Origin of the sequence: Cetobacterium somerae (assembly GCF_022430525.1) — a bacterium.
GTDB lineage: Bacteria > Fusobacteriota > Fusobacteriia > Fusobacteriales > Fusobacteriaceae > Cetobacterium_A.
Map to the genome: position 1 here is coordinate 20,363 of NZ_CP092522.1, position 24,521 is coordinate 44,883.

27 protein-coding genes are annotated in these 24,521 nt (G+C 24.7%); 15 read left to right on the plus strand and 12 right to left on the minus strand.

The genetic code is table 11. The features are described 5' to 3' along the window. Nucleotides 1-57: 57 nt before the first annotated feature. Nucleotides 58-519: a C-GCAxxG-C-C family (seleno)protein gene (locus tag MKD34_RS13330; protein ID WP_240222175.1), complete on the plus strand. Its 462-nt coding sequence runs from the start codon at nucleotides 58-60 to the stop codon at nucleotides 517-519. A 64-nt stretch (nucleotides 520-583) separates the two neighbouring features. On the opposite strand, the gene MKD34_RS13335 is transcribed toward MKD34_RS13330, so the two are convergent. From MKD34_RS13335 to MKD34_RS13360, 6 genes are all read right to left on the minus strand, one after another. Next, nucleotides 584-1,645 carry a M42 family metallopeptidase gene (locus MKD34_RS13335; protein WP_240222176.1) on the minus strand — a complete coding sequence of 354 codons (1,062 nt, stop codon included), beginning with the start codon at nucleotides 1,643-1,645 and terminating at the stop codon, nucleotides 584-586. A 16-nt stretch (nucleotides 1,646-1,661) separates the two neighbouring features. Next, nucleotides 1,662-3,155 carry an ABC transporter substrate-binding protein gene (locus tag MKD34_RS13340; RefSeq protein WP_240222178.1) on the minus strand — a complete coding sequence of 498 codons (1,494 nt, stop codon included), beginning with the start codon at nucleotides 3,153-3,155 and terminating at the stop codon, nucleotides 1,662-1,664. A gap of 642 nt (nucleotides 3,156-3,797) precedes the next feature. After that, nucleotides 3,798-5,021 (minus strand): sodium/glutamate symporter, encoded by a 1,224-nt coding sequence (gltS, locus tag MKD34_RS13345; RefSeq protein WP_240222180.1) that lies wholly within the window; start codon nucleotides 5,019-5,021, stop codon nucleotides 3,798-3,800. A 94-nt stretch (nucleotides 5,022-5,115) separates the two neighbouring features. Beyond that, nucleotides 5,116-5,850: an MBL fold metallo-hydrolase gene (locus tag MKD34_RS13350; RefSeq protein WP_240222182.1), complete on the minus strand. Its 735-nt coding sequence runs from the start codon at nucleotides 5,848-5,850 to the stop codon at nucleotides 5,116-5,118. Between the two features lie 91 nt (nucleotides 5,851-5,941). Next, nucleotides 5,942-6,313 (minus strand): VOC family protein, encoded by a 372-nt coding sequence (locus tag MKD34_RS13355; protein WP_023051475.1) that lies wholly within the window; start codon nucleotides 6,311-6,313, stop codon nucleotides 5,942-5,944. Between the two features lie 128 nt (nucleotides 6,314-6,441). Beyond that, the gene (locus MKD34_RS13360) at nucleotides 6,442-6,582 is read right to left on the minus strand and encodes a hypothetical protein (RefSeq protein WP_240222184.1); all 141 of its coding nucleotides are present in this window, start codon (nucleotides 6,580-6,582) and stop codon (nucleotides 6,442-6,444) included. A 228-nt stretch (nucleotides 6,583-6,810) separates the two neighbouring features. Here MKD34_RS13360 and MKD34_RS13365 point away from each other — a divergent pair, with 228 nt between their 5' ends. The 3 genes from MKD34_RS13365 (at nucleotide 6,811) to MKD34_RS13375 (ending at nucleotide 8,801) form a co-directional block, all read left to right on the plus strand. Continuing rightward, on the plus strand, nucleotides 6,811-7,338 hold the full coding sequence (locus tag MKD34_RS13365) for a GNAT family N-acetyltransferase (RefSeq protein WP_240222186.1): 528 nt from the start codon (nucleotides 6,811-6,813) through the stop codon (nucleotides 7,336-7,338). A 46-nt stretch (nucleotides 7,339-7,384) separates the two neighbouring features. After that, nucleotides 7,385-7,789 carry a hypothetical protein gene (locus MKD34_RS13370; RefSeq protein ID WP_023052261.1) on the plus strand — a complete coding sequence of 135 codons (405 nt, stop codon included), beginning with the start codon at nucleotides 7,385-7,387 and terminating at the stop codon, nucleotides 7,787-7,789. A gap of 88 nt (nucleotides 7,790-7,877) precedes the next feature. After that, nucleotides 7,878-8,801, plus strand: a complete 924-nt coding sequence (locus MKD34_RS13375; RefSeq protein ID WP_240222188.1) for a glycosyltransferase family 9 protein — start codon at nucleotides 7,878-7,880, stop codon at nucleotides 8,799-8,801. 30 nt (nucleotides 8,802-8,831) lie between these two features. Here the strand turns inward: MKD34_RS13375 and MKD34_RS13380 are convergent, their stop codons facing one another. Further along, nucleotides 8,832-9,467, minus strand: coding sequence for a YoaK family protein (locus tag MKD34_RS13380; RefSeq protein WP_240222190.1), 636 nt, complete (start codon nucleotides 9,465-9,467; stop codon nucleotides 8,832-8,834). A gap of 123 nt (nucleotides 9,468-9,590) precedes the next feature. Between MKD34_RS13380 and MKD34_RS13385 the strand changes: the two genes are divergently transcribed. Further along, on the plus strand, nucleotides 9,591-10,781 hold the full coding sequence (locus MKD34_RS13385; protein ID WP_240222192.1) for a cytochrome c biogenesis protein/redoxin: 1,191 nt from the start codon (nucleotides 9,591-9,593) through the stop codon (nucleotides 10,779-10,781). Between the two features lie 113 nt (nucleotides 10,782-10,894). On the opposite strand, the gene MKD34_RS13390 is transcribed toward MKD34_RS13385, so the two are convergent. Next, a complete protein-coding gene (locus MKD34_RS13390) occupies nucleotides 10,895-11,122 on the minus strand; it encodes a zinc ribbon domain-containing protein (protein WP_240222194.1) in 228 nt (75 codons plus the stop codon). A gap of 18 nt (nucleotides 11,123-11,140) precedes the next feature. After that, nucleotides 11,141-11,581, minus strand: coding sequence for a YaiI/YqxD family protein (locus MKD34_RS13395; protein WP_240222196.1), 441 nt, complete (start codon nucleotides 11,579-11,581; stop codon nucleotides 11,141-11,143). A gap of 131 nt (nucleotides 11,582-11,712) precedes the next feature. On the opposite strand from MKD34_RS13395, the gene MKD34_RS13400 reads away from it, so the two are divergent. Then, nucleotides 11,713-13,176 carry a bifunctional metallophosphatase/5'-nucleotidase gene (locus tag MKD34_RS13400; protein ID WP_240222197.1) on the plus strand — a complete coding sequence of 488 codons (1,464 nt, stop codon included), beginning with the start codon at nucleotides 11,713-11,715 and terminating at the stop codon, nucleotides 13,174-13,176. A 12-nt stretch (nucleotides 13,177-13,188) separates the two neighbouring features. Here MKD34_RS13400 and MKD34_RS13405 read toward each other — a convergent pair whose 3' ends face one another. Both MKD34_RS13405 and MKD34_RS13410 read right to left on the minus strand, forming a co-directional pair. Further along, the gene (locus MKD34_RS13405; RefSeq protein WP_240222199.1) at nucleotides 13,189-13,761 is read right to left on the minus strand and encodes an NUDIX hydrolase; all 573 of its coding nucleotides are present in this window, start codon (nucleotides 13,759-13,761) and stop codon (nucleotides 13,189-13,191) included. Nucleotides 13,762-13,775: 14 nt separating this feature from the next. Then, nucleotides 13,776-15,608 (minus strand): hypothetical protein, encoded by a 1,833-nt coding sequence (locus MKD34_RS13410; RefSeq protein ID WP_240222201.1) that lies wholly within the window; start codon nucleotides 15,606-15,608, stop codon nucleotides 13,776-13,778. A 601-nt stretch (nucleotides 15,609-16,209) separates the two neighbouring features. Between MKD34_RS13410 and MKD34_RS14115 the strand changes: the two genes are divergently transcribed. From MKD34_RS14115 to MKD34_RS13445, 8 genes are all read left to right on the plus strand, one after another. Further along, nucleotides 16,210-16,344, plus strand: a complete 135-nt coding sequence (locus tag MKD34_RS14115) for a hypothetical protein (RefSeq protein WP_266188186.1) — start codon at nucleotides 16,210-16,212, stop codon at nucleotides 16,342-16,344. Nucleotides 16,345-16,390: 46 nt separating this feature from the next. Further along, nucleotides 16,391-17,464, plus strand: coding sequence for a ParA family protein (locus MKD34_RS13415; protein ID WP_240222203.1), 1,074 nt, complete (start codon nucleotides 16,391-16,393; stop codon nucleotides 17,462-17,464). Next, nucleotides 17,452-18,069 (plus strand): hypothetical protein, encoded by a 618-nt coding sequence (locus MKD34_RS13420; RefSeq protein ID WP_240222205.1) that lies wholly within the window; start codon nucleotides 17,452-17,454, stop codon nucleotides 18,067-18,069. Before MKD34_RS13415 ends, MKD34_RS13420 begins: the two co-directional genes overlap by 13 nt. Before the next feature lie 191 nt (nucleotides 18,070-18,260). Next, nucleotides 18,261-18,815: a CD3073 family putative ECF transporter S component gene (locus MKD34_RS13425; protein WP_240222207.1), complete on the plus strand. Its 555-nt coding sequence runs from the start codon at nucleotides 18,261-18,263 to the stop codon at nucleotides 18,813-18,815. A 2-nt stretch (nucleotides 18,816-18,817) separates the two neighbouring features. Beyond that, nucleotides 18,818-19,342, plus strand: coding sequence for a CD3072 family TudS-related putative desulfidase (locus tag MKD34_RS13430; protein WP_240222209.1), 525 nt, complete (start codon nucleotides 18,818-18,820; stop codon nucleotides 19,340-19,342). Beyond that, entirely contained in the window at nucleotides 19,335-20,147 is an 813-nt protein-coding gene (locus MKD34_RS13435) for an energy-coupling factor ABC transporter ATP-binding protein (protein WP_240222211.1), read from the plus strand. Before MKD34_RS13430 ends, MKD34_RS13435 begins: the two co-directional genes overlap by 8 nt. Beyond that, the gene (locus tag MKD34_RS13440) at nucleotides 20,132-20,932 is read left to right on the plus strand and encodes an energy-coupling factor ABC transporter ATP-binding protein (protein ID WP_240222213.1); all 801 of its coding nucleotides are present in this window, start codon (nucleotides 20,132-20,134) and stop codon (nucleotides 20,930-20,932) included. The genes MKD34_RS13435 and MKD34_RS13440 overlap by 16 nt, the downstream gene beginning before the upstream one ends. Further along, entirely contained in the window at nucleotides 20,913-21,629 is a 717-nt protein-coding gene (locus MKD34_RS13445; RefSeq protein ID WP_240222215.1) for an energy-coupling factor transporter transmembrane component T, read from the plus strand. Before MKD34_RS13440 ends, MKD34_RS13445 begins: the two co-directional genes overlap by 20 nt. A 72-nt stretch (nucleotides 21,630-21,701) precedes the next feature. Here the strand turns inward: MKD34_RS13445 and MKD34_RS13450 are convergent, their stop codons facing one another. Next, a complete protein-coding gene (locus MKD34_RS13450) occupies nucleotides 21,702-23,849 on the minus strand; it encodes a TonB-dependent receptor (protein WP_240222217.1) in 2,148 nt (715 codons plus the stop codon). A 148-nt stretch (nucleotides 23,850-23,997) separates the two neighbouring features. Here MKD34_RS13450 and MKD34_RS13455 point away from each other — a divergent pair, with 148 nt between their 5' ends. Beyond that, entirely contained in the window at nucleotides 23,998-24,363 is a 366-nt protein-coding gene (locus MKD34_RS13455; protein ID WP_240222219.1) for a YbaN family protein, read from the plus strand. The last annotated feature ends 158 nt before the right edge of the window (nucleotides 24,364-24,521 follow it).

The following is a 24,521-nucleotide window of genomic DNA, read 5'->3' on the forward strand; positions in this document are numbered from 1 at the left end:
TTTTTTATATTAATGTTAAAATATATAAATAAGTTTATAGAATAAGGAGTGAAAACAATGAACAAAGAAATAAGTATTAAAAAAGTAAAATTTGATGCGGAAGAAGCTTATAGAGTTGGAGATTTTTTCTGCTCAGAAGCAATAGTTAACTCTATTAGAAATAATATTGCTCCTGAAATGCCAGAAGCATTAATTGCTGTTGCCTCTGGATTCCCAGTTGGTATTGGTAAATCTAAATGCGTTTGTGGTGCTGTTAGTGGTGGAGTTATGGCAATTAGTTATTTCTTTGGAAGAACTAAAGGTGGAGATACTAAAGTTAATAAAAATCTTGAACTAGCTTACGAATTACAAGAAGAGTTTAGAAAAAATCATAAAGTTTTATGTTGTAAAGTTTTAACTCATGGAATGGATATGGGAGCAAAAGAACATAAAAATCAATGTGTTTCTTTTACAGGAGAAGTTGCTGAAGTTGCTGCAACTATAATTGCTAGAGAACTTGGTCTTAAAATTATTGACTAATCTCTTCTAAATTTACTATAACAAAAAATGTCAAGACAACCTCTTGACATTTTTTATTATATTTTTAAAAACTTTTTATTATATCTTTTGATAATTCTTCTAATATCTTTTTCCCTAAACAAATTGCATTCTTATAATCTTTTACTGATGCATATGTATAATGGGTATGAATATATCTTGTTGGAATTCCAATAACAACTGTTGGAATACTTTTTTCAGCTATATGATATTTTCCACCATTTGTACTTCCACCACTTCTTGCTATAACTTGAAATGGAATATGATTCTTAATTGCAATATTTTTTACAAATTCTTGAACTCTAGGATTTGAAACCATTCCTGCATCTAAAACTCTAAGTTGTACTCCTTTTCCTATAGCACCTTTTGATGAAAAAGTATCTTTAAATGTATCATCTGCAGGTGATCCTTCAAAAATAATTGCAAAATCAGGTCTTACTGTATTTGCAGCTACTTGAGCTCCTCTTAACCCAACCTCTTCTTGAGCACTTACTACTCCTACTGCTTCTACTTTTAATTCTTTAGATTTTATCTCTTTCATAATTTCCATTACAATAGCGCATCCAAGTCTATTGTCAAAAGCTTTTCCTCTAACAACCTCTATCTTTTCATCATATGAAAACATCACATCTGGTGTTATTGGATTTCCAACTTCTATTCCATATAATTCTACAGTTTCTTCATATGAACTAGTTCCAATATCTATAACCAATTCTTCCATCTTCGGCAATCTTTGCTTTTCTTCTGCTGTCATAAAGTGAGGTGGTTTAGATGATACAACTCCCTTTATATAGTCTCCTTTGAAATTTCTTATAACAACTGAATGTGCTGGAATATTCGTTATATGCCATCCTCCTAAAGGTAAAAATGTTATAGTTCCATTGGCTTTAATTCCTTCTACTATAAAACCAACTTCATCACTATGACAATCTAGCGCTACAACAGGTTTATCTTGTTCTATATTCGTTTTTATATAAAGATTATTTATGGAATCTCTCTCACAAATATAACCTTTCATATTATCTTTTATAAATTCTAAAACTTCTTGTTCATGACCTGGTGCTCCATGTAAATTTGACAATTTTTCTAATAATTTAATTGTATCCATTACTTCCTCCCCAAAACTAAAATTCATATTTATAAAACTCCGGATATCCTGTTGCTTCAATATTTTTTAGATTAGTATTAACTCCATAAACAACATTTCCATGGTATAAAGGAATTAAAGGAACATCTTCATTTAAAACCTCTTGAATCTCTTTATAATATCCCTTTCGCTTTTCTATGTCATTCTCTTTTCTAGCTAATTCTAAAAGACTATCTATCTTTGGATTTGAATAAAATGCTCTATTCCCATTACTTCCCATCTGGCTAGTGTGAATATTTGGATAATACCCATAATCACCATCGTATGTTGATGGTCCCCATCCCATAATAAACATATCTGTGTTCCCAGATCCTGTTTGAGATAAAAAAGCTCCCCATTCTAGTAGTTCAATTTCTAAATCTATACCTATCTTTTTTAATTGATCTTGTATTATTGTTGCCACTTGAACTCTTTCTGGACTACTTACAGATATTTTTAATTTAGTTCCAACTAATCCATTTTCTTCTAAAAGTTGTTGTGCTTTTTCAACATTGTATTCTTGAGGTAAAGCATCTTTATTATATCCAAAAACTGGTGGTGCTAAAAATTGATTAGCAACTTTTGTTTTTCCTAAATATATAGTATCAACAATACTCTCTTTGTCAATAGCCATAGCTATAATTTGTCTTAAAAGTTTATTTGATAAAGTTGGTGATTTTGTATTTAATCCTACATATCCTGTTGTTGTAGAAGGAGCTGAATAAACTTTAGCTTTTCCACTTTTTTCTAGCTCTTCCCACGAAATTGCAGGAATATCTAATGACATATCAATTTCACCTGTTTCTAAACCTATAACTCTACTATTTTCTTCAGGAACTGCTTTTATTATAACAGTTTTTATTTTAGGACTTCCTTTATAATAGTTTTCATTTGAAATTAAAGTTATACTATCTCCTAATGCCCAATTTTGCACTTTATATGGTCCTGTTGCTGTAGGGTTATTAAAATAATTTTCTGAATTTTTTAAAACCTCTTTTTTATTAATAATTGATGACGATTTATGACTTAAATGATTTAAAAGAGGTGCAAATGGTTCTTCTGTAATAATTTCTAATGTATTATTATTTAAAACTTTTATATCCTTAATCATCTTATAAAGATGAGCAACCTTAGGATTTTCTTTAGCTCTTTCCAATGTAAACTTAACATCTTCAGCAGTTAAGTTATCTCCATTTGTAAATTTCACACCCTTTTTTAACACTATTTCTAAAACATTATCATTAATTTTTTTATAACTTTCAACTAAACTTGGAACTGGAGTTCCATTTTTTTCGTCTATTTCAAATAGTCTATCATATATTTGTGTAATAGCCACCTGAGAATAATTATCAGTTGAATTTTGTGGATCTAAAGTTTTAGGATCACTTAACTGAGCAAATACTAATTTTTCTTTTTCTTTGCTCTCTTTTTTTCTACATCCTCCAAAAATAACCAATCCCAATGTAAAAAAAACAATAAATAACTTTTTCATCATTACCCTCCCCAAACCTATTTTATAAGATAATACTATTTTTAAAATTGAAAATCAATTTTTATTTTATTTTTTTATAAAAAAATAATAACAAAAAAGTTGAAGTAAATATTCCTTCAACTTTTTCTCTATTATTATTCTTACATCTTACTAATATTTTTGACTTGATGTTTTTGATGCTCCTGCTGTTTCCATATCTAATGAAGAACATGAACTTAATCCAAAAATTAATGCTCCTAAAATTAAAAATACTCCCAAAGTTTTCATAAAAACCTCCTAATTTATATTTCATTATAAGTTTATATTCTTATTATTATAGTTTTTCCTTTTATATTTAAAAGATGAAAATAAAAAACCTTCCTTTTGGGGAAAAGGAAGGTTTTTATAACACGGGGGAGTGTTAAAATTAAAAGATTTAAATAAATTTTTGGGGGGTATTAAATTTACTTAATCATCGGTTTCAATTAATAATACCATATCCGTAAATCTATGTCAACCATGTTTTTATTTCGAATACAACTTTAAGAATCGTGTTCTTATTACGTTCTTTATTTACAATTTGTACCCATTAAAGTTTTTATAGTATTGTATTTTGGCAACTGATGTAATTTTTTTGTTTTTAATACACTTTGATATCTCAATTTATTTAAACATATTTATTGCACCGATAATTACAGGCATTTGAAATATATCTATTAAAAATGCTCCTGTTAACGTTACTATTAAATAAGGGTTAACTGTATATCCGTGCCTTTCGGATATCTCACCCATATTTAACATTGCATTTGTTGTAGCTCCTAGTCCTGAACCACACATTCCTGAAATCATTACCGCTGCATCATAATCTTTTCCCATTGCCTTAAATACAATTTGACTCGTAAAAAATGCCATAAATAAAACTTGAGCAAATAAAATTAAAAACATCGGTACAGCTAGAGAAGCTAGTTCCCACAATCTTAAAGAAATTAAAGCCATTGATAGAAATATATTTAAAGAAGTTATTCCCAAAATATCAATTAAATTCCTATTTAAGCTAATAAAATTATATTTTACATTTAAATTATTAAAAATTATTGCAACAAACATTGCTCCAACATAAGATGGAAGGGCTAAATCAAAATATGATTTTAACATAGATGAAAAACTAGTTCCTATCATCATTATTATTGAAAGTACAGCTATATGCTTTAATAATTCATCCGCTGTTATATTTTGATATGAAAATTTCTCTTCAAAATTAACATCATCCTTTCCAACTATGTTTACTGCTTTTAAATTATTTTTTCTTATCAGGTATAATGCTAGTGGTGCTCCTAGTAATCCTCCAGCTAATAAACCAAATGTTGCTGACGAAAGAGCCATTGTACTTGCTCCCATAACACCTAATTGTTCAACCGTTTTTCCAAAAGCTCCAGCAGATCCGTGGCCCCCACTCATAGAAACAGACCCAGCTAAAACTCCATATAAAGGATGAATATTCGTTATTTTGGCTACGCCAACTCCTATAACAGTCTGCATAAATGTCATTATACCACTTAATAACCAAAATATAACTAATAGTTTTCCACCTTTTTTTAATGCTGCAATTGATGAACCTATTCCAATTGTTGTAAAAAATACTACCATAAAGGGATCTTGCAAAGTTGTATCATATTTTATTGTTCCAATTCCTAATTGCCTTATAATTAAATGTATTACTGCAAATAATATTCCTCCTATAACTGGTGCTGGAATTCCAAATTTATTAAAAAATTTAGAGTGATTTTTTATATACAATCCTATATATAGCGAAATTAAACCAATCGCCAGTGTCCCAATCATATTAAAGCTAATTAAAAAACCTAAATTATCAATTGAAAAATTCATAAGCCCCTCCTTGTATTTTTATAAAATTTTAATTAGTATTTATCTACTTTATTTTTTTTTAAAAGTCAAGGTTATGATTTTCTTAAACTGATATCTAAATATCGGTTTTAAATTTTAGTAAATAGTTAGTTCTTTCTATTAAAGCTCCTTCTATATCAAATCTCTCAATTTTTTCTTTAAATTCTTTACATATATAAAAATTTTCATCAAAATGCATTGGTATCATTAGTTTTGGTTTTACATTCTCAGCAAAATATTCACCTCCTAAATAATAAAACTCCTCTAATCTAGGGTCTACTGGAAAAAATGCTATATCAATATTATTATTCTTTCTAATTTGTTCGATAATTTTTTGATAATATTCTTTCATAGATTTTTCCTCATCTGGTGTATCATCTTTCCAATACCACCAATTTAAATCCCCTGCATGAAATATTTTCAATGTATCTACTTCAACTAAAAAAGAAACTCCTAAATCCGTGGATCCATATGCTTTTATTTTTACTTCATTTATGTCAAGAACTTCATTCTCAGAAATTTTATGACAACTTTGTAATTCATTATTAAAAATAATATCACTACTTAAAATATATTCAATTATTCTAAATTTATTTTTCCAAGAAAAAATTTCTTTATTAAAATGATCGTAATGACTATGAGATGAAAAAATTAATACTTTCTTTTTAGTATTTAAAATTTTTTTATCTAACGATATATCATCATCTCTATTTTTTAAAGGTTTTTTAAAATAATCAAAAACTATAAGATAATTTTTTGTTTCAACTACAAAGCAACTATGATAAATATAGTATATTTTCAAATTTTTCATAATTAATATCTCCTCTAATTTTTATCTTAATAATTTTTAAAAATCTAATATAATAAAAAAGGAGAAAAAATTTCTTCTCCTTATTATTTCTTTATTTTCTTGGTGGAATAACTTCTAGCCAATATCCATCTGGATCATTGATAAAATAAATTCCCATGGCTGTGTTTTCATAGCAAATACATCCCATTTCACTATGCTTTTTATATGCTTCTTCATAGTTATCTGTTACGAAAGCTAGATGAAACTCCTCATCTCCTAAATCATAAGCTTCTTCTCTATCTCTTAACCATGTAAGCTCGATAGTAAATCCTGTTTCTCCATCTCCCATATAAACTAAAACATAACTACCATCTGCTGCTTCTTTTCTTCTTACTTCCTTTAATCCTAAAGCTTTTTCATAAAATTCTATACTTTTTTCAAGATTTAAAACATTAATATTAAAATGATTAAAAACAAATTTCATATAATCCTCCCTAAAATATAATTATCTAAATAATACATTAATTGTACATTATTTGTCAATAATACATAACACTTTATAAAATAAAAAGCTTAGATATAAATCTAAGCTTTTTGTATATTATTTTAATCTTAGCAAGCTTTTTCTTGCTCATCTATTTTTTTATCTATCATATCTTGCTTTAATCCTAATATAACCAAATCAAGTAATTCATCCATTGTATAATTTTTTAATTTTTCTTTTAAATTTTTTTCTCTTTCTTTGTGATCCAATTCTACCTCCATTACATCTAAAAAATTCAAATTTTGTATACAATAATAATATCAAATTTTTTACTTTAATAAAAGTATATAAAATAAATGAAAAAATAATTTATACATATAATTTATAAATGGACATTCAGCTGATTCTCTAATATTAAGAAATAGAAAAAATATTTGACTTTTCAATAAATTAAAGGTAATATGAGTGTCAATATCTTAAAATGGAGGGGATTTATTATGTTTAAAGGTAAAAAAATCAAGCTTAGAGCTTATAATTCAAATGAAGTTGAAAGAGTTTTAAAATTAATTGAAGAAGATAATCTAAGGGATACTCTATCAATTGGAACTATTTTTCCATTGTCTTATGAATTTCAAAAAAGCTTTATGGATAAGAATCTAGCTCCTAACGGAGAACTTTTTAATTTTGCAATTGAATCTCTTGAAACTAATGAATATATTGGAGGATGTGGGATAAATAGCCTAGATCGAAAAAATAGTGTGGTTACAATTGGGCTATGGATTGGCAAAGAATATCATGGATGTGGTTTTGGTTCTGATACTTTAAGAGTTCTTTGTAAATTTTTATTTGAAGAAATGAATATTCATAAAATAAAATTAGATTATTTTGAATTTAATGAAGCTGGTAGAAGATGTTATGAAGCTGTAGGTTTTAAAGAGGAAGGAAGAAATAGAAAAGAATTGTATAGATATGGTAAGTATTACGATACTATCAATATGGGACTATTTAAAGATGAATTAAAGTAAATACTTTTTTCTAAAAATTTGTCCAACTTAAAAAGGAGTGATTTAAATGTTTGAGCAAGAATTTATAGAAAAACATATTAATTACGTTTTTAAAAATTGGAATGTAAATTATGAAGATTTAGACCAAGATGTTGAAGCTACTTATAATGTCGATTCTTTACCTAAATCTGTAGAAGATATCATTTATGACTATTATACTGAAGATATAAGAAAAATTTTAGAAAATATTTCAAAAGATGATAACTTATTTTTTCTTTATAATGATAGTGTTATAGAAAAATTAAACAAAGTAGACTCTTCTCTTTTAAATGACAGAGAAAAATCAGTTTTGACTTTTTTAAAAACAAATTATAGTCCTTTACAAAATAAATGTTGTTGGGATTTAATTTTAGATAACTTTTATAAAGTTTTAGAATCTCTTCGTGAGAAATATATAAACAAAAATCTCTGATTTTTTTATAAAATAATTTTTTCTCTAATTTTTACCATTTTTTTACTTTTATATTAGATAATATCAATATATAAAAGGAGATGGTTCTATGAAAAAATTGGGATATATTATTGGAAAATTATTTTTAGATAAAAAAAGAAACCTTCAAGTAATAGGAAAAAAAGTTTTAATTAACGATTGTCAAAAAATAGGAAATTACTTATTTAAAACACCCTTAATAAAAGGATTAGCTTTAAATGGATATGAAGTATCTATTTTAGCTAGTAAGGTTACAAAAGAATTGGCCTTAGCAAATCCCTATATAAAAGAGATTATTATAGATAATACTTATCAAAAAAAATCTTTTGATATTTTTAAAAATATTAAAACTGGAATAAAATATCGAAATAAATTTGATTATTATATTGAACTAGTTGGAAGTATCTATTTAAGAGAACTAATTCTTATGAAATTGCTAAATGCAAAAAAAATTATTGGAATTGAAAGAAAATATGGTAAACATTTTGATATTATTGATAAAATAACTAAAAAACAAAATCACATGAGAGAGAATGGAATTGAAATATTAAAAGCATTTGGAATAAAAGACCCTGGAGGGACTTATGATATTCATTTTGATAAAAAAAATAAATATGATAAACTTTTAAAGAAAAAACCTTTAATTTTATATAACGGAACTGCTTCAACTATTTCAAGAAGTATTCCTATGGAAAAAGAAAATTCTATACTCAATAATCTTGCTAATATAAAATGGGCTGAAGTAAAAAAAATAGAAAAAGAAAATTCTATTTTAGATTTATGCAGTTTAATTAAAAAAGCTGATTTAGTAATCTCTGTGGATACAGGAATTACTCATATCGCTTCTGCCTTCAATATACCTACTATAGTTCACAAAAGCAATGAAAATGTCTATCCTAAAAGTAGTATAAGTATTGAAAATTCATTATATGATGACAATTTATATAAAATGGCTGAGGATATTTTAGAATATATTTATACTATGTCTGCATAAAAGTTGGTATTGTAATAATATCAACTTTTTTTATTTTCTTGAACTCATATATAAACCACAACTTATATAAAGTATCCCATACAATAATAGTGTATAGGATTTAAAGAAAACTAATAAAATTAAAGCAACTATTCCCCCTAAAATATACTGTCCTATTTCTAAAGCTGATAGGGATATATTCTCAATTTTATCCTTTTCCCCCTTTAGAACTTTTCCTATATAACTCCCTAAATCAGTTAAATTTCCAGTCATATGAGTACTTCTTATTAAACTACCTTTAAATCTTATTGACATTCCATTTTGAAATCCCATAGTTAACGTTAAAAAAAATAAAAATAACTTATTAGTTTTATCTAGAAAGTAGCTTATTAGTACTATACTACCAAAAATTATAATTACTTTTCCATACCGCTTAATATTTATCTCTTGAAAATTAGTACTTATGACAGAAGAAAAAATTGAACCACCCATAAAACAAAATATCATTATAATAAGTTCACTCAATTTTTTATAAAATCTAATATCATAAATATATTTTGCAACTAAAGTAAATGTTCCTGAATAATGTGATATTGGATAACTAAAATAAGTTAACGTTAGAATATTTATAAATCCACTAAAAAAACAAATCGATGCTACTATTATATAATAATCTTTATCTTTCATATACCCATCTCCTTATATCTCTTATACTTTACTAAAAAAAGAAGTTTTTCTTTTTTATTGTCTTGCTTTTCTGTAAAAAATACTGTATTCTTTTGATATTAATTAAATATAAAGGAGTTTACTATGGAAGTTGGATTACTTTTTTATTCTTTAACTTTTTTAGGAGGATTTCTCTCTTTTTTCTCTCCATGTGTAATACCTATAATTCCCATTTATTTTAGTTTTTTAGCTGGGAATGGAAAAAAAAGTGACTGCTATGGAAATATTATTTATAATCAAAAGAAAGTTTTTTTTAACACTCTATTTTTTATATTTGGTATTTCCACTTCATTCTTTATTTTAGGCGTTTCTTTTACTACAATTGGTGATTTTGCATTTAGTCAAAAAGATATAATCTCTAAAATAGGTGGAGTTATTATTATTATTCTAGGTTTATTTCAACTTGGAATAATTAAATTAAATCCTCTACACAAAGAAAAAAGAATTGCTTATAGCGATAAAAAAATAACGCCTTTTGTAGCGTTTATAACTGGTTTCACATTTAGTTTTGCTTGGACTCCCTGTGTTGGACCAATTCTTTCTTCAGTTTTAATTTTAGCAGCTACTTTAAAGGATAATAGTATTGGAAATTTATTAATATTTATTTATTCATTAGGTTTTGTTATACCTTTTTTATTGATAGGACTATTTACAACAACCTTATTAAACTTTTTTAAATCTAAGCAAAATTTTTTAAAGTACACAGTTAAAATTGCTGGAGGATTTTTAGTAATTATAGGTACACTTACATTTTTAGGATATACGAATCAACTATCTAATTATTTTATTCCATCAACACTCAATGGTTCAATGACTAATAATACAGAAACCATTTTAAATAAAGATAGTTATCGTTTATTAGACCAATATGGCAATGAACATATTTTATCCAACTATAAAGGTAAAGTTGTTTTTCTAAATTTTTGGGCTACTTGGTGTCCACCTTGTAAAGAAGAAATGCCAATCATTGAAGAACTTTATAAAGAATTTGGAGAAAATAAAAATGATGTTATTATACTAGGAATAACAAATCCTGTTACAGAAGAAAATCCAAACGGACAAGATAAAAATATTGATGAGATTAAATATTTTTTACAAGAAAATAACTATTCTTTTCCTACAGTTTTTGATAAAACGGGTATATATTTTGATAACTTTAAAATTCGAGCTTTTCCAACTACATATATCATTGGAAAAGATGGTGAAATAAAAACTGCCATTCCAGGAGCTATGACAAAGCAACAAATGTTAAAGCTTATTAAAGATAATATTTAACTTTAAAATAAACGAGGAAATAATTTAAATTATTTCCTCGTTTTAATTTTTATAAGAAAATCTTTTGTTTTTTTTATTAAACTCTTCTATCCTCATATTTTCCCCTTAAACTTCTATTTTACTTCTTCCAATTTATAAATAGCATCTTTTCTTGATTTTAGTTCATTGCATTTGTTACACCAATAGCTTATTGATCCACATGCAGCTAATTTTTCAAGTTCAATTCCATCTTTTGGACAATAAGCTTTTTTTACATATTTTTTATTACAATTTTTACAAATATACTCATTACCAATTTTTTCTAATTCTTTTCCACAATTCTTACATTGATTAGTATTCATTCTTCCTCCTTAATCAAACTATTTATTTATATCTTCTAAAAGTTTTATTAAATTTTTTTCAAAATCTTTATTTTGATTCATAGTTCTTTTCTTTGGACCTTTTGTTCTTTTTCCTGCATTTCTCATTTTCTGAGACATATGTCTACTAAAAAGTAAACTTTCTATATTAAATTTACTGTAAATCAATCCATCTTGGTTTATTGCATAAGCTTCTTTAGACAAAATAATTGAAGCTAATCCATAATCTTGAGTAACTATTATATCTTTCTTATCAGTCTTAGATATAATAGCAAAATCTACTGCATCTGCACCTTGAGAAACAACTTTTGTCTCAACTTCATCCCTCATTATTTTATGAGCATTATCACATATTATTAAGCATTGTATCTTTTTCTCTTTAGCTATTTTAACAGCTATATCTGTTACAGGACATGCATCTGCATCTATTATTATTTTCATTAATTTTACATCCTTTTAAATTTATTCTATAGTTATATCTTAACAAAATTTATTTATAAAAATCAAGAAGCATATATCATTTTTATAAATTATGTGATAGACTGGAAAAATACCATTTTTTAGGAGGCATTATGATTTTTGATAATACCAATTATGATTTAACTTTTGTACATCTTAACGATATTCATGGAAGGGTTAATGGTGAAAATAACAGCATTAGTTTTCCTAAACTATTTACTTTTTTAGAATCTTTACGTAATAATAAAAAAAATGGTAAAGTTTTCTTAATTGATTCTGGAGATACACTTCATGGTACTCCTTTCGCAAATTTTTCTAAAGGTGAATCTATTATTACTCTTTTTAATGCTCTTAAATTTGACTATGTAACTATAGGTAATCATGATTTCAACTATGGATTTAATCACTTAAAATCACTTATAAATTTACAGACCTATAAAACATTAGCTTTAAATTTAATTGATAAAAATAATAATACTAATATTCTTCCATATGATATTGTCACTTTTAATAAATTTAATATATGTTTTTTTGGACTTCTGACCCCTGAAACTTATTATAAAACAAATTCAAAAAATATAATAAATTTAGAATTTATAAATCCTGAAGAGTCTGTCAAAAATCTTTTAAATAATTTAGAAAATAAAAATATTGATTTATTTGTAGGAATAACTCATCTTGGATGTGATAAAAGCACCAAAACTATTAATCAAAGTTTTAATTTAGCGAATGCCTTCCCTAAAATCGATATAATTTTTGATGGGCATAGCCATACTGAAATAAAAGAAAAATGTATAGTTAATAATACATTAATAAGTCAAACTGGAAGTTACAATAAGAATATTGCTATTATTCAATTAAAATTAAATGATAAAAAAAGTAAGTGGAAATATAAATTAATGAATTCAAATGACTTAGATAATTATGAAAATAATCTTTATATTGAAAATATAATTACAAATATACAAAACACACAAAACTCTATCAGTAAAACAACTATAGCTTATTCAAAATTTACATTAATTGGTGATCGTGAATCTGTTAGATGTAAAGAAACAAATTTAACACAACTTATAACTGATGCTATTCTCTGGAAAACAAATTCTGATGCTGTGCTTATTAATGGAGGTAGTATTAGAGAATCGATTTCTCAAGGATATATAACAATTGAAGATATTTTTAAATCAATTCCTTTTAATAATCATATTGTTACAAAAAAAATAAAAGGAAGTAATTTAAAAGAAGCTCTTGAGAATGGTTTAAAAGCCTTTCCTGAACCTTTAGGTGCAATGGCTCAAGTTTCTGGCATGCGAGTCGTTTTTAACCCAAATAATCCACCATATAAAAGAGTTAGTGAGATTTATATAAAAAATAATCCTATCATTTTAGATAATTACTATAATATTGCTGTAACAGATTTTATGTCATCAGGCGGGGAAGAATATACCTCTTTAATTCAAGGAGAAAATATTAATTACTACTCTAGCGTTGAAGATATTGTTATTGATTATTTAAAAAATATTAAAATTGAAATAAGTCCTCAAATTGATTCTAGATTAATTCATAAAATTTATTAAAAATATCTTCGGTCATGACCGAAGATATTTTTTTAATTTTTCATTCAATTTTTTATAAATAATTTTCATTTTTTCTTCGTTTGAAATTTTTTCACTTTCTTCTATATTTATCCAACATACATCACTATTTTCATCTTCTTTAATCGATAGCATATCGTGTTCATTTGCCTCTAATAAATAAGTAATATTTAAGTGTAAATGAGATGATACATACTCTCCATTTTTCATATGTCCATCTACTGTTAGTATTTCTATAGAAAAAATATCTTCTAGCAAAACTTTAATATTTTCTAACCCAGTCTCTTCTTTAGCCTCCGTTAAAGCAACTTTCAAAAGATTCATTTCATTATCAGCATGACCACCTGTCCAAGACCACGAATTATATATATTATGATAAATCATTAAAACTTTTGTTTTTTCTTCATTTACAATCCATGATGAAGCTGTAAAATGGCATATTTTATTTTCTCTCGAAAAAATATTTTTCTCACTTTTTAACAATTTTAATAAAATATTTTTATCCAATTTTTCTTGTTCATTATATGGGCAAAATTCAATAATCTCTTTTTCTAATTTTAATAACATTTTATCTCCAAATATTATTTATTTTTTTCACTATTTATTCTCAAAACAACTAATCTAACCATTTCTATGATATCTTCTTCTAAAAGATTTTCTAAATTTTTTTTCAACAAAATCTCTTTTCCTACTTCTAACCTTAATAGCATCTCTTGATCAGAATCCATATTCAATAATCCAGAATAAAAAGTTATTTTTTCATTTATTGATTTATAAACTTCTGTTAAATTTAATTTTTTTTTATCCTCATTTAATGGGATTATTTCTTCTATATCAACTTCAATTTTTTTATCAAAATATCTTTTTTCTTCTAAGTAATCACATATTATGGTAGTCTTTCCGGCGTTAAACGCAATTTTCTGAATTTTTGTATCTTGTCCACATTTTTTTACATAATATTCATATGCCTTTTTTTCTATTTCTAACTTCTCTTCCTCTAATAACTTATTAAATTCCTCTAAAGATTTTCTTGTTATTTTATTTTTAACTTGATCTTCTTCAACTTCTAATTTATTTATATTAAGTAATTCAAATTCTTCTTTTTTTTCAACTAAAACTACTTTTTCTTCATCTTTAGTCCAATTATTTTCTAAAGCTTTAATAAAATACGCTCTTACTTTATCAACTTTATTCTTTTTCATATACACTGCAACTTTTTGAACTTTTTCTAGTCCATAATTTTCAATAGCATCTTTTATTGTTTTAGGCATTGTTTTTAAACTTCTTGCTTTTATAGGCATTAATTTTAAAACTTCATCTATCATTTCTGGTGTCACAACTATAAATTCTTTCAATTTTCCAGTATTATCATCCTGTAAATCTTTATTTTCCATATGACTAACTAATAACTGACTTTGACTTAAATGTCTAAATTCGTTTAAATCATCAAAAAATCTTTGTTGTTTATCTTGAACAGTAAAATCATAAAAAAAGACCTCGACCTCTGCACTTTCCCAAGTTCCTTCTTTTTCTAAAATAAAATTTTTTATTAAATCTTTATCTTTTAATTCTTGAAAACTTTTAATTAAAGTTTTTACGGTTCTTCCTATATTACTTCTATCATATTTTAATGGAATTCTTTTAATTAAATACATAACATCTATTTTTAAATAAACTTCATTAAATCTAAGTTTTTCAATTAACATATATATTGTTCTAGCAGTACTTGATTCTATATCTAATAAAACTGCAGCATCATAAACTAAATATCCTTTTGCTAGTATATTTTTATAAAAAAAATCAGATATTTTTATTTGATAAATTTCTTTAATTCTTTTATCGTTTATTTGAGCTTTAATTTCAGCATTTTCTTTTCTTTCTAAACTAACAATATCTAATTCAAAAATAGATCTTGTTATTTCTTCCTTTAAAAGTGATTTTAGTTCATTAAAATACATCGTATTTTTAAAACTATAAAAAGTATTTGCTATTCTTAGTAAACTTTTTTTTATAAGTTCATTTGCTCTATTTGTATTTAATCCTAATTCTTTTTTTAATTCACTTAATGTAACCCAAAATTTTTGGGGCATTCCTTTATCTTTCATTATCTTCATCAATACTATAAATACTTTCTCTTCCATTTCGCCTGGAATATGATACCCTGATGCAGGAGTAACAGTTATATACGTATCTCTATTATTATTAAAATAATATTTAACTATTTGATTTGTTTTTCTTTTAGTATTTTTACTAAATATAGGATACTGAATAATATTCATATCCATTCTAATTAATGCCCTATTTTTTATAAAACTCTCATCTAAGGTTATATTCTCTTCAACTATTTCTGTTTCTGGTGTATCTATAATCTCTTGAAAATCTAAATTGTTGCTTTTCTTTTTCACTATTTTCATAACTCATCTCCAACAATTTTTTCGTCATTACATGGGTATATCTATATTAATTTTAGTTTTTTTTCATTGTTTTATTAAATTATACCTAAAAATTTTATATTTTTCAAGCTAAATACTCCCACTTAATGAAGAAATTTTGCTTTTTCCTTAATTTATTCCCACTTAATGAAGATAAAAAATAAACAAATATTAGATACTCCCATCTAATGAGGATAGGTACTCCCACCTAATGAGGAAAGTAGTCCCACTTAATGAGGATAGATACTCCCATCTAATGAGGAAAACTACTCCCATTAAATGAGGATTTATATAATCGCCTTAAATCCTATATAAATCAAGGGATATTTGCATTTTTTTTATAATATTTTTTGTACACAACAATATATAACAATATATAACAATATATAAACAACTATAACAATGCTTAATTAAAAAAATATCAACGCATTTTTAATATAAATTAAATTTATGCGTTGACTTTTAGTTAATTATGTTGTATTCTTATAATATAAAAATAAAAAAAAGAGGTAATCAAAACGATATACCCCTACTGGCAATAGAAGTATATCATTTTATCCTCTAAAAATCAAGGAGGCTTAATATGAGATTAACTGTATTAAAAAATGGAATTGAAGTAACTCTTTATTTTAAAAAAAATTGTAAACAAGAAAAAGTGAAATATATTGTAAATTCAGAAGAAGAAGCCTATAAAATAGCTCAACTTCTTTTATATTAATAAATATCTTCGGTCATGACCGAAGATATTTTCCTAAGGAGTAAAAATGGTTTTCGAAAAAAAAATAAATATAATATTTAATAAAAAAAATAAAATATCAACAGCTTATCTGAATATTCCAATGAAAGGAATAAAAATAATGAACGAACCTCAAATATTAAAATGTTTTTATAATAAAAAAAATAATGAAATAATTTTGAAAAAAGACAATGAAGGACAACCACTTATTATACAAGCAAATGGAAATAGTAAACTTTATAGATTTACTCTAGATAAAGAAATAATTGAAAAAACAGGATACAAAAAAAATCAACTAGTTAAAATAGATATTACTACAGATCAAATAAAAATAAACTTTAATCAGGAGGAAAAGATGTCTAAAATAATATCAATTATTAATTTTAAAGGTGGAGTAGGAAAAACAACAACAACTCATTGCATTGGAGCAGGTTTAACATTAGAAAATAAAAAAGTTTTATTAATTGATACAGATCCTCAGGCTAGTTTAACATTTACAGCTTTATCTGAAACTCCTAAATTAACAATAAAAGACATTTTGGTAGATCAAAAAAATATTAATAATGTTATTCTTGAAACAGACAACTTTGATTTAATTCCATCTAATTTAATTTTAAACTTAGCAGAAAGACAATTGACTTCTAAATTTGGAACAGAAAAATTATTAAAAAAAGCTTTAAATAAACTAGAAAAAACATATGATTATATAATAATTGATTGCCCTCCTAGTATGAATCTATTTACTATAAATGCTTTATATGCATCAGATTATATATTAATTCCTTGTGAAACAGAACTTTTAGCATTAGATGGATTAAATCTTTTAATTCAAACATTAGAACAGACAGAAGAAGAATTGGATGTAAAAATAAAAAACACTTTAGTTTTACCAACTAAGTTAGATAAAAGAAAAAAAGTAAGTAAAGAGATTTTTGAACATTTAAAAGAAAACTTTAAAACAACAAACGCTACAATAAGAACTTGTTCAAAATTAAATTTATTAGGACTTGATAAAAATTCAATTTATCAAATAGATTCAACATGTACAGCAGCAACAGATTATAAAAATTTAGTGGGGGAAATTATAAAATGGGATTGTTAGCAAATTATAAAAAAAGTGAAGTTGTAATAAAAAAAGAAAAATTTGATTCAAATTTTGACTATACAGGTTTTAATATTAATGACAAAGAATATTTGATTGAACTTGAAAAAAAAGCAATATATACTGGAAATTTATTAAAAGAAAACGTAAAAGAACTTGGTGATGTTTTTTTAGAAGCACATAAAATATTTTCAAATAATAAAAATGGAATGTTTGGGAAATGGTATGAAAATTTAGGATTTAAAAAAGATTTTGTATATCTTTGTTTAGATAGAAAACAATTATCTATACAATATGATTCAACTACTATTTATAAACTTCCTGATAGAGTTATAAAAGATTTAAAAAAGATTGAAAAAGAAAATGAAGAAATTATAGTTGAAATTTTAAACTCTGAAAATCCAAAAGAAAAATTAAAAGAAATAAAACAATCTTTAAATCAAAATAGAATAAATCAAAATAAAATAAATCAAAATACAAAAAAAGAAAAGATAAAAGAAAAATTATGTATTTTTCTAAAAATTATAAATAATAATGAATTCAGTGATGAAAAATTAATTAAAATAGATAATATTTTATTAAAATTAGAAGATGAAATATTGTAAAAAACCTTTTATTAAAAAGGTTTTTTTTGTATAATATTGTGAATAGTGCTAAGGAGGAAATTTTATGAACTGATTTAAATGAAATCTAAAAACTTTTAGGTTAAAAGTTATAAAAAAGTTCCTAAATAAATGGAAATTACTATAGAAAATATATTAAAATTAGTTTGAGTGAAAACTAAGAAAGAGGAAGAATGAAAAAAAATACTTTATCAATAACAATATCAGCATTAGGAATAGGACTTAATATTATACTTGCAACATTAGCTAAAACTTTTAATATACCTTTTTTATTTTTAGATACAATAGGAACTATACTTTCTGGAGCTTTATTAGGACCATTTTTTGGAGGTATTACAGGTTTAATTACAAACGTAATGACAGCCATGGTAAACAATCCTATAGAACTCCCATTTGCTATAGTAAATATGATGATAGGAATAGTTGTTGGAATTATTTCAAAAAAATTTGGATTTACAATAAAAATAGCAGTTTTAACAGGAATTTTATTAGCAATTCTAGCTCCTTTAATTGGGACACCAATAGCTGTGTCATTATTTGGTGGATTAGCAGGAGGTTCAATGGATATATTAACAGGATGGCTAGTAAAAAGTGGACAAAAAATATTTACAGCAGCTTTTATTCCTAGAATAATGTCAAATTTAATTGATAAAATAGCTTCATGTGTGGTAGTGGCAATGATAATAAATAAACTTCCTAATAACTTATTAAACAAGATAAGAGGGTAGATATGGAAAGAGGAAAAAAAATTATTATTGTCTCTCACTGTATTTTAAATCAAAATTGTGTAGTAAAGCCTTATGCAAAAAAACAGGATAAATTTTTAAAGTTTATAAAAAATTTTGTTTTAAATAATTATGGAATTGTTCAACTTCCATGTCCAGAATTATTTATTTTAGGTTTGAAAAGATGGGGTCATGTAAAAGATCAGTTGGAATATCCTAATTTTAAAGATGAATGTAAAGTATTACTATATCCTATTATAAATCAAATAGAGATGTATATTAATTGTGATTATAAAATAGATGGGATATACGGAATACAAGGTAGTCCAAGTTGTGGTGTCAATAAAACATGTAGAGGTAATTGGGAAGGTGAAGCAAGTTGTTATAAAAATTTAGATGATATTTTAAAAAGAGTTCATTTGGTTTCTGAAAAAGGAATTTTTATGGAAATTTTACAAGAGCTTTTAAAAGAAAAAAATATAGAAATAAATTTTTATGACATTGATGATTGGAGTGAAGAGATTGATTAAATTAGAATCAATAAAATTTTCTTATAATCAAGAAATTATATTCCAAGATTTTTCTATAAATTTTAAAAAAGGAAAATTTTATACTTTATTAGGGAAAAATGGCTCTGGAAAAAGTACTTTAATAAAATTAATTCTAGGCATAGAAAAAGTAAGTCAAGGAAATATATATATAGATAATTTAAATATAAGAGAAAGTCTTTTTCAATGTAGAAAAAATATAGGAATAGTATTTCAAAATCCTGATGAACAACTTGTAACTGATATTGTAGAGGAAGAAATTGCTTTTTCAATGGAAAATTATGGATATAGTTCAGATTTCATGAAAAGAAAAGTAGAAAAATTATTGAAAGAAATAGATTTTTTCGAAAAAAAGAATGAAACGATATCTAAATTATCAGGAGGAGAAAAACAAAGAGTTTGTATAGCTTCTTCTTTAGTTTTAGACCCTAAAATTTTAATACTAGATGAAGGAACGGCGATGCTCGACCCAGAAAATAGAAAAATAATACTAGATATATTAAGAAATTTAAGTAATAAGGGAATGACAGTAATTTTAGTAACTCATCATTTAAATGAAATAGAATTTTGTGATGAAGTTATTTATCTTGAAAAAAACAAAATCAATTTTAACGGGCCTAAAAAGCTTTTTATGAGCTTTCTTGTAAAAATTGAGATAGACCAAGGGATAGAATTACCTCCTATGTTTAAAGTCGCTAGAAGCATTTATTTAAGAACTAAAAAGGATGTTTCAGAAGATATTTTTAATTTAAATAAAATGGGGGAGCATTTATGGAAATCTCTTTAAAAAAAGTTAACTCAGGATATGATGAGATAATTTTGGAAAATGTCAATATAGAAATAGAAGAATGTTCATGGACATTTATAATAGGAAAAACAGGTAGTGGAAAATCAACCCTTTTACAAACTATAGGATTTTTATTGAATAATATCCAAGGAGAAATCTTATGGAAAGGAATTAATTTATCTAATTCTCAAAACTTAAAAAAATTTAGAGAAGCTACGGGATATATGTTTCAATATACTGAGAAACAATTTTTTAATAATACAATAAAAGAAGAGATTGAGTATATTTTAATTAAGAAAAAAGTTTCTAGAGAAGAAATTGATAGAAGTGTAAATGAAGTTCTAAAACTTTTGAAATTATCTAATGAAATTTTAAATAAATCTCCATATGAAATAAGTGGAGGTCAAAAAAGGTTAGTTGCATTAGCATCAATTTTAGTCACTTCTCCTAAATTATTATTATTAGATGAACCAACTGCGGGATTAGATTTAGAAAATAAAAAGTTATTTTTTGATGTCTTAAAACAATTAAAAAATAAAGGAGTTACAATTATACAAATATCTCATTTATTTGAGGATGTTTTAGAATATGGAGATAAAGTTTTTTTATTAGAAAATAAAAAAATTATAAATGAAGGAGTTCCCTTAAAAGTTTTAGAGAAATCTGACTTAGAATTTATAGAATTTTGCAAAATTATTAATAAATGTGGAATAGAAACAGAAAATATAAAAAACATAGATGAATTATTAGAGAGGATTGGGATAGATGCTAAAGAAAGATTTTGACCCTCGAATAGTATTTTATACAACTATAGGTTATATTATAGCAATTGGTTTTGCAAATAAATATTATCAGATAATTATAATTTTACCATTTATATTTTATCAAATGAAATTATTTTCAGTTGACTTAAACAAATTAAAAAAAATATTCAAGTATTCAATAGGACTTTTACTATCAATGATATTTGTAAATTTACTTTTAATGAATAAAAATATAGAATATGTATTTCTTTCTACTTTTAGACTTTTAACAATTATTTTCTTAGTTACCTCTATGGTTTCTAAAATGGAGATTAGAGAGATTGGATTTGTAATAGAGAAGATGTTATCACCTTTAAAAATATTTAAAGTTCCAGTTGACTCAATAGGAGTTATAACAGCCTTGGCATTTAAATTTATTCCAATGTTAGAAGAAGAAAGCAAAAGAATAATAATAGCTCAAAAAGCAAGAGGCATTGATTATAAATTGATGAATTTGAAAGAAAAAATTAGCAATATTTTAACACTATTTTTTCCAGTAGTTATTTGTGGAATACAAAATGCAGTAAATTTAGCAATATCTATGGAAGTTAGAGGATATGGAAACGGAATTAAAAGAACTAGATTAAAAGATTATAAATTAGAAAAAAATGATTATTTTTATCTTTTTTTTAGTTTTATGATTTCTATTTTATATGTTGTATTTTGTTTAAGTATTTAAAATGAAAAAGCTAAGGTGACTCTGTTAAGGTCAATCCTTAGCTTTTTTTATAGATTAAAAATTAGTTTTCTTTTAAAATATATAAGTAAACCCTGAATAGAAAGTTCTTCCATTAGCTGGATCATAAAGAATCTCATTATTGGAAATACCCTCTTGATCATAGTTGTCTCTATTTAAGATATTATTAATACCTCCATATATTTTTAATCCGTTATTAAAGACATAATTAAGGCTTAAATCAAGAGTTATAAAACTTTGAGCCTCATACTTATTAGCTTTATCTAAATAGTATTTATCTTTATAATTAAAAGATAATATAGAGTTAAAATTATCTGTAAAATTGATAAGTGTTCCTAAGTTAGCATTTATTTTAGGAGTATATGGAACTTGATTCCCCTCTAAATTTGAATTTTTAGAATCCTCTTTAATTTTAGCATCTATATAAGCTAGATTTTCAAAGAAAACAAACTTTCCAAAAGTTTGCTCCAAACTCAATTCAATACCTTTTCGCTCAGTTTTACCAAAATTACCATAATACCATTCTTTTCCATGATAAACTTCGTTATAATAAATTTCATTTTTAGTTTTTCCAATGAATCCATTTAGAGAAACAAAACTTCCAAGGAGATAATCTTTAATTCCAATTTCTAAAGTTTGATTTGTTTCAGGCTTTAAATCATTTAAGATATAATCAGTTCCATCTTTATCTTGAAACTCTGTTGGAGCAGGAGTTCTAAAACTTTCTTCGAAACGAGTATAGATATTACCAGTATCAGAGTATAAATAATTTATGGCAAATTCATAGCTATCATTATGCATTGATTTTTTTATATAATCAGTTTTTAAACCTGTATCAACATAACCATTGTTGAGAAAAATAGGTTTTACTCTATGGTAATAGTGACTATTTTTTGTAGTATTATATTTTGTCCATTCTCTTCTATAACCTTGTAAAAATTCAAATTTATCAATAGATGTTTTATTAAAAATATAGATTCCGTTGCTTTCTTTTTTACTTGATAAATCGTAAACTTTATACATATCCATAAAATTAGTAAAATCTCTTTTACTTTTTTGCTCTTTATAATCATAACCTAAAATTAAGTAACTATTAGTCATATAATTGTATTTTAAAGATGGATTGATTTTAAATTTTTCATCAGTAAAGGTACCGATATTATCGGCATAGTAATTTTTGTAATTAAATGGATTTGTTAAAGAGCCAAAGTTTGCATATGTAGCCTCTTTAGTTGTAACATCATTAGTATTTTTTTGATAGCTTCCGTTTAAATTAAATTCAAATTCATTATTAATTTTTTTAGTGTAATTGAAAGAAAATTCATCTCTTCTTAAGTTAGATTTATCTAAGATATCTCCAGTTCCTTCTAAAAGTGGATATTTATTACTTGAATTATTTTTAAGATATGAACCATCAAAATCTACACCAGATTGTGAAGAATTATTTTTTAATTGATCTTTGGTCAAAAGATTAGCTGTTTTATTTTTTTTATTGTAATAGGAATATTGTAACTTTAATTTATCATCTTTAGTTAAATTTAATAAAGTTGTAAAATCAACATGTTCTGAATTAATTTTTTCATTGTCTCTATTAGTTTGACTATTTTCTTTAGAGTAATTTAATATGAATGACATATAATCGTTAACTTTAAGAGAAATTCCTGTATCAAAGATATTTTCTCCTTTACTACCATATCTGTACCCAATATTCCCATTAGTTTTCTCTATAGAGTCTTTTGTAATAATATTAACAAGTCCTCCAGTAAAACCATCACCATAAAGTACACCATTACCACCAGGTAAAATTTCAATTCTTTCAATTGATGATAAAGCGATAGAATTTAGAGGTAGTGTTCCATGATTTATATCAACAGGATTAATAGATGTACCATCAACTAAGACTTGAACAGTTGCTTTTGAATTAATACCACTACCTCTCATTTGAATTGACTCTCCTACAGAGTTTCTTGTAATAGTAATTAAAGGTGAACTATTTAAAGTTTCAGTAACATTTTTAAAATTCTTTTCAGAAATTTCTTCTTTTGTTATTATTTGAATATTTTTTGGTGTATTTTGTATAGAATCTTCATATCCAACAGAAGATATAACACTTTTTTCTAAAAATACCCCATTTTCTTCTAGCTCCATAGAATAATTTAAAGTAGAAATTAAAATCCCCAATGAAATAAAATATTTGTTCATAATCCCTCCGTTATAAAAATATTTGTTTGTCAAAATAATATTAGCACAACGTATTTAAATTTGCAATAAAATATATTTAAAAAATAAAATATTTGATTATCAAAATAAATTGTGCTAAAATAGTATAAATTATAGAGGGAGGATATTTATGAGGAAAAAATTATATTTAATATTAGGGTGTTTATCTTTGGTTTTAGGAGCTATCGGAGTATTTTTACCTCTTTTACCAACAACTCCCTTTGTACTTTTAGCTGCATTTTTATTTGAAAGAAGTTCCGAAAAATTTCATAGATTGTTATTAGAAAATAGAATATTTGGAAAATATATAAAAGATTATACGCAAAAAAAAGGAATAACATATAAAAATAAAATTATTGCAATAAGTGTAATGACTTTAGGAATGGGGAAAGGTTTTCTTTCAATGCAAAATATTTATGGACGTGCATTTCTTTTAATAGTATATTTAGTAGTTTTAACTCATATTTTAAAATTAAAAACATTGAAAGAAAATTAAATTATAGAAGAGTTAACTTTCAAAGTTATATATATTTTATTAATAGATTAAATCGATAAATTAGTATATAATATAATGTATTTATATTGTGAGGTGATTGCTTTGAAATGAGTTAACTGAGGATGGGACTTTTAGGTTAAAAGTTAAAAATTTATTTG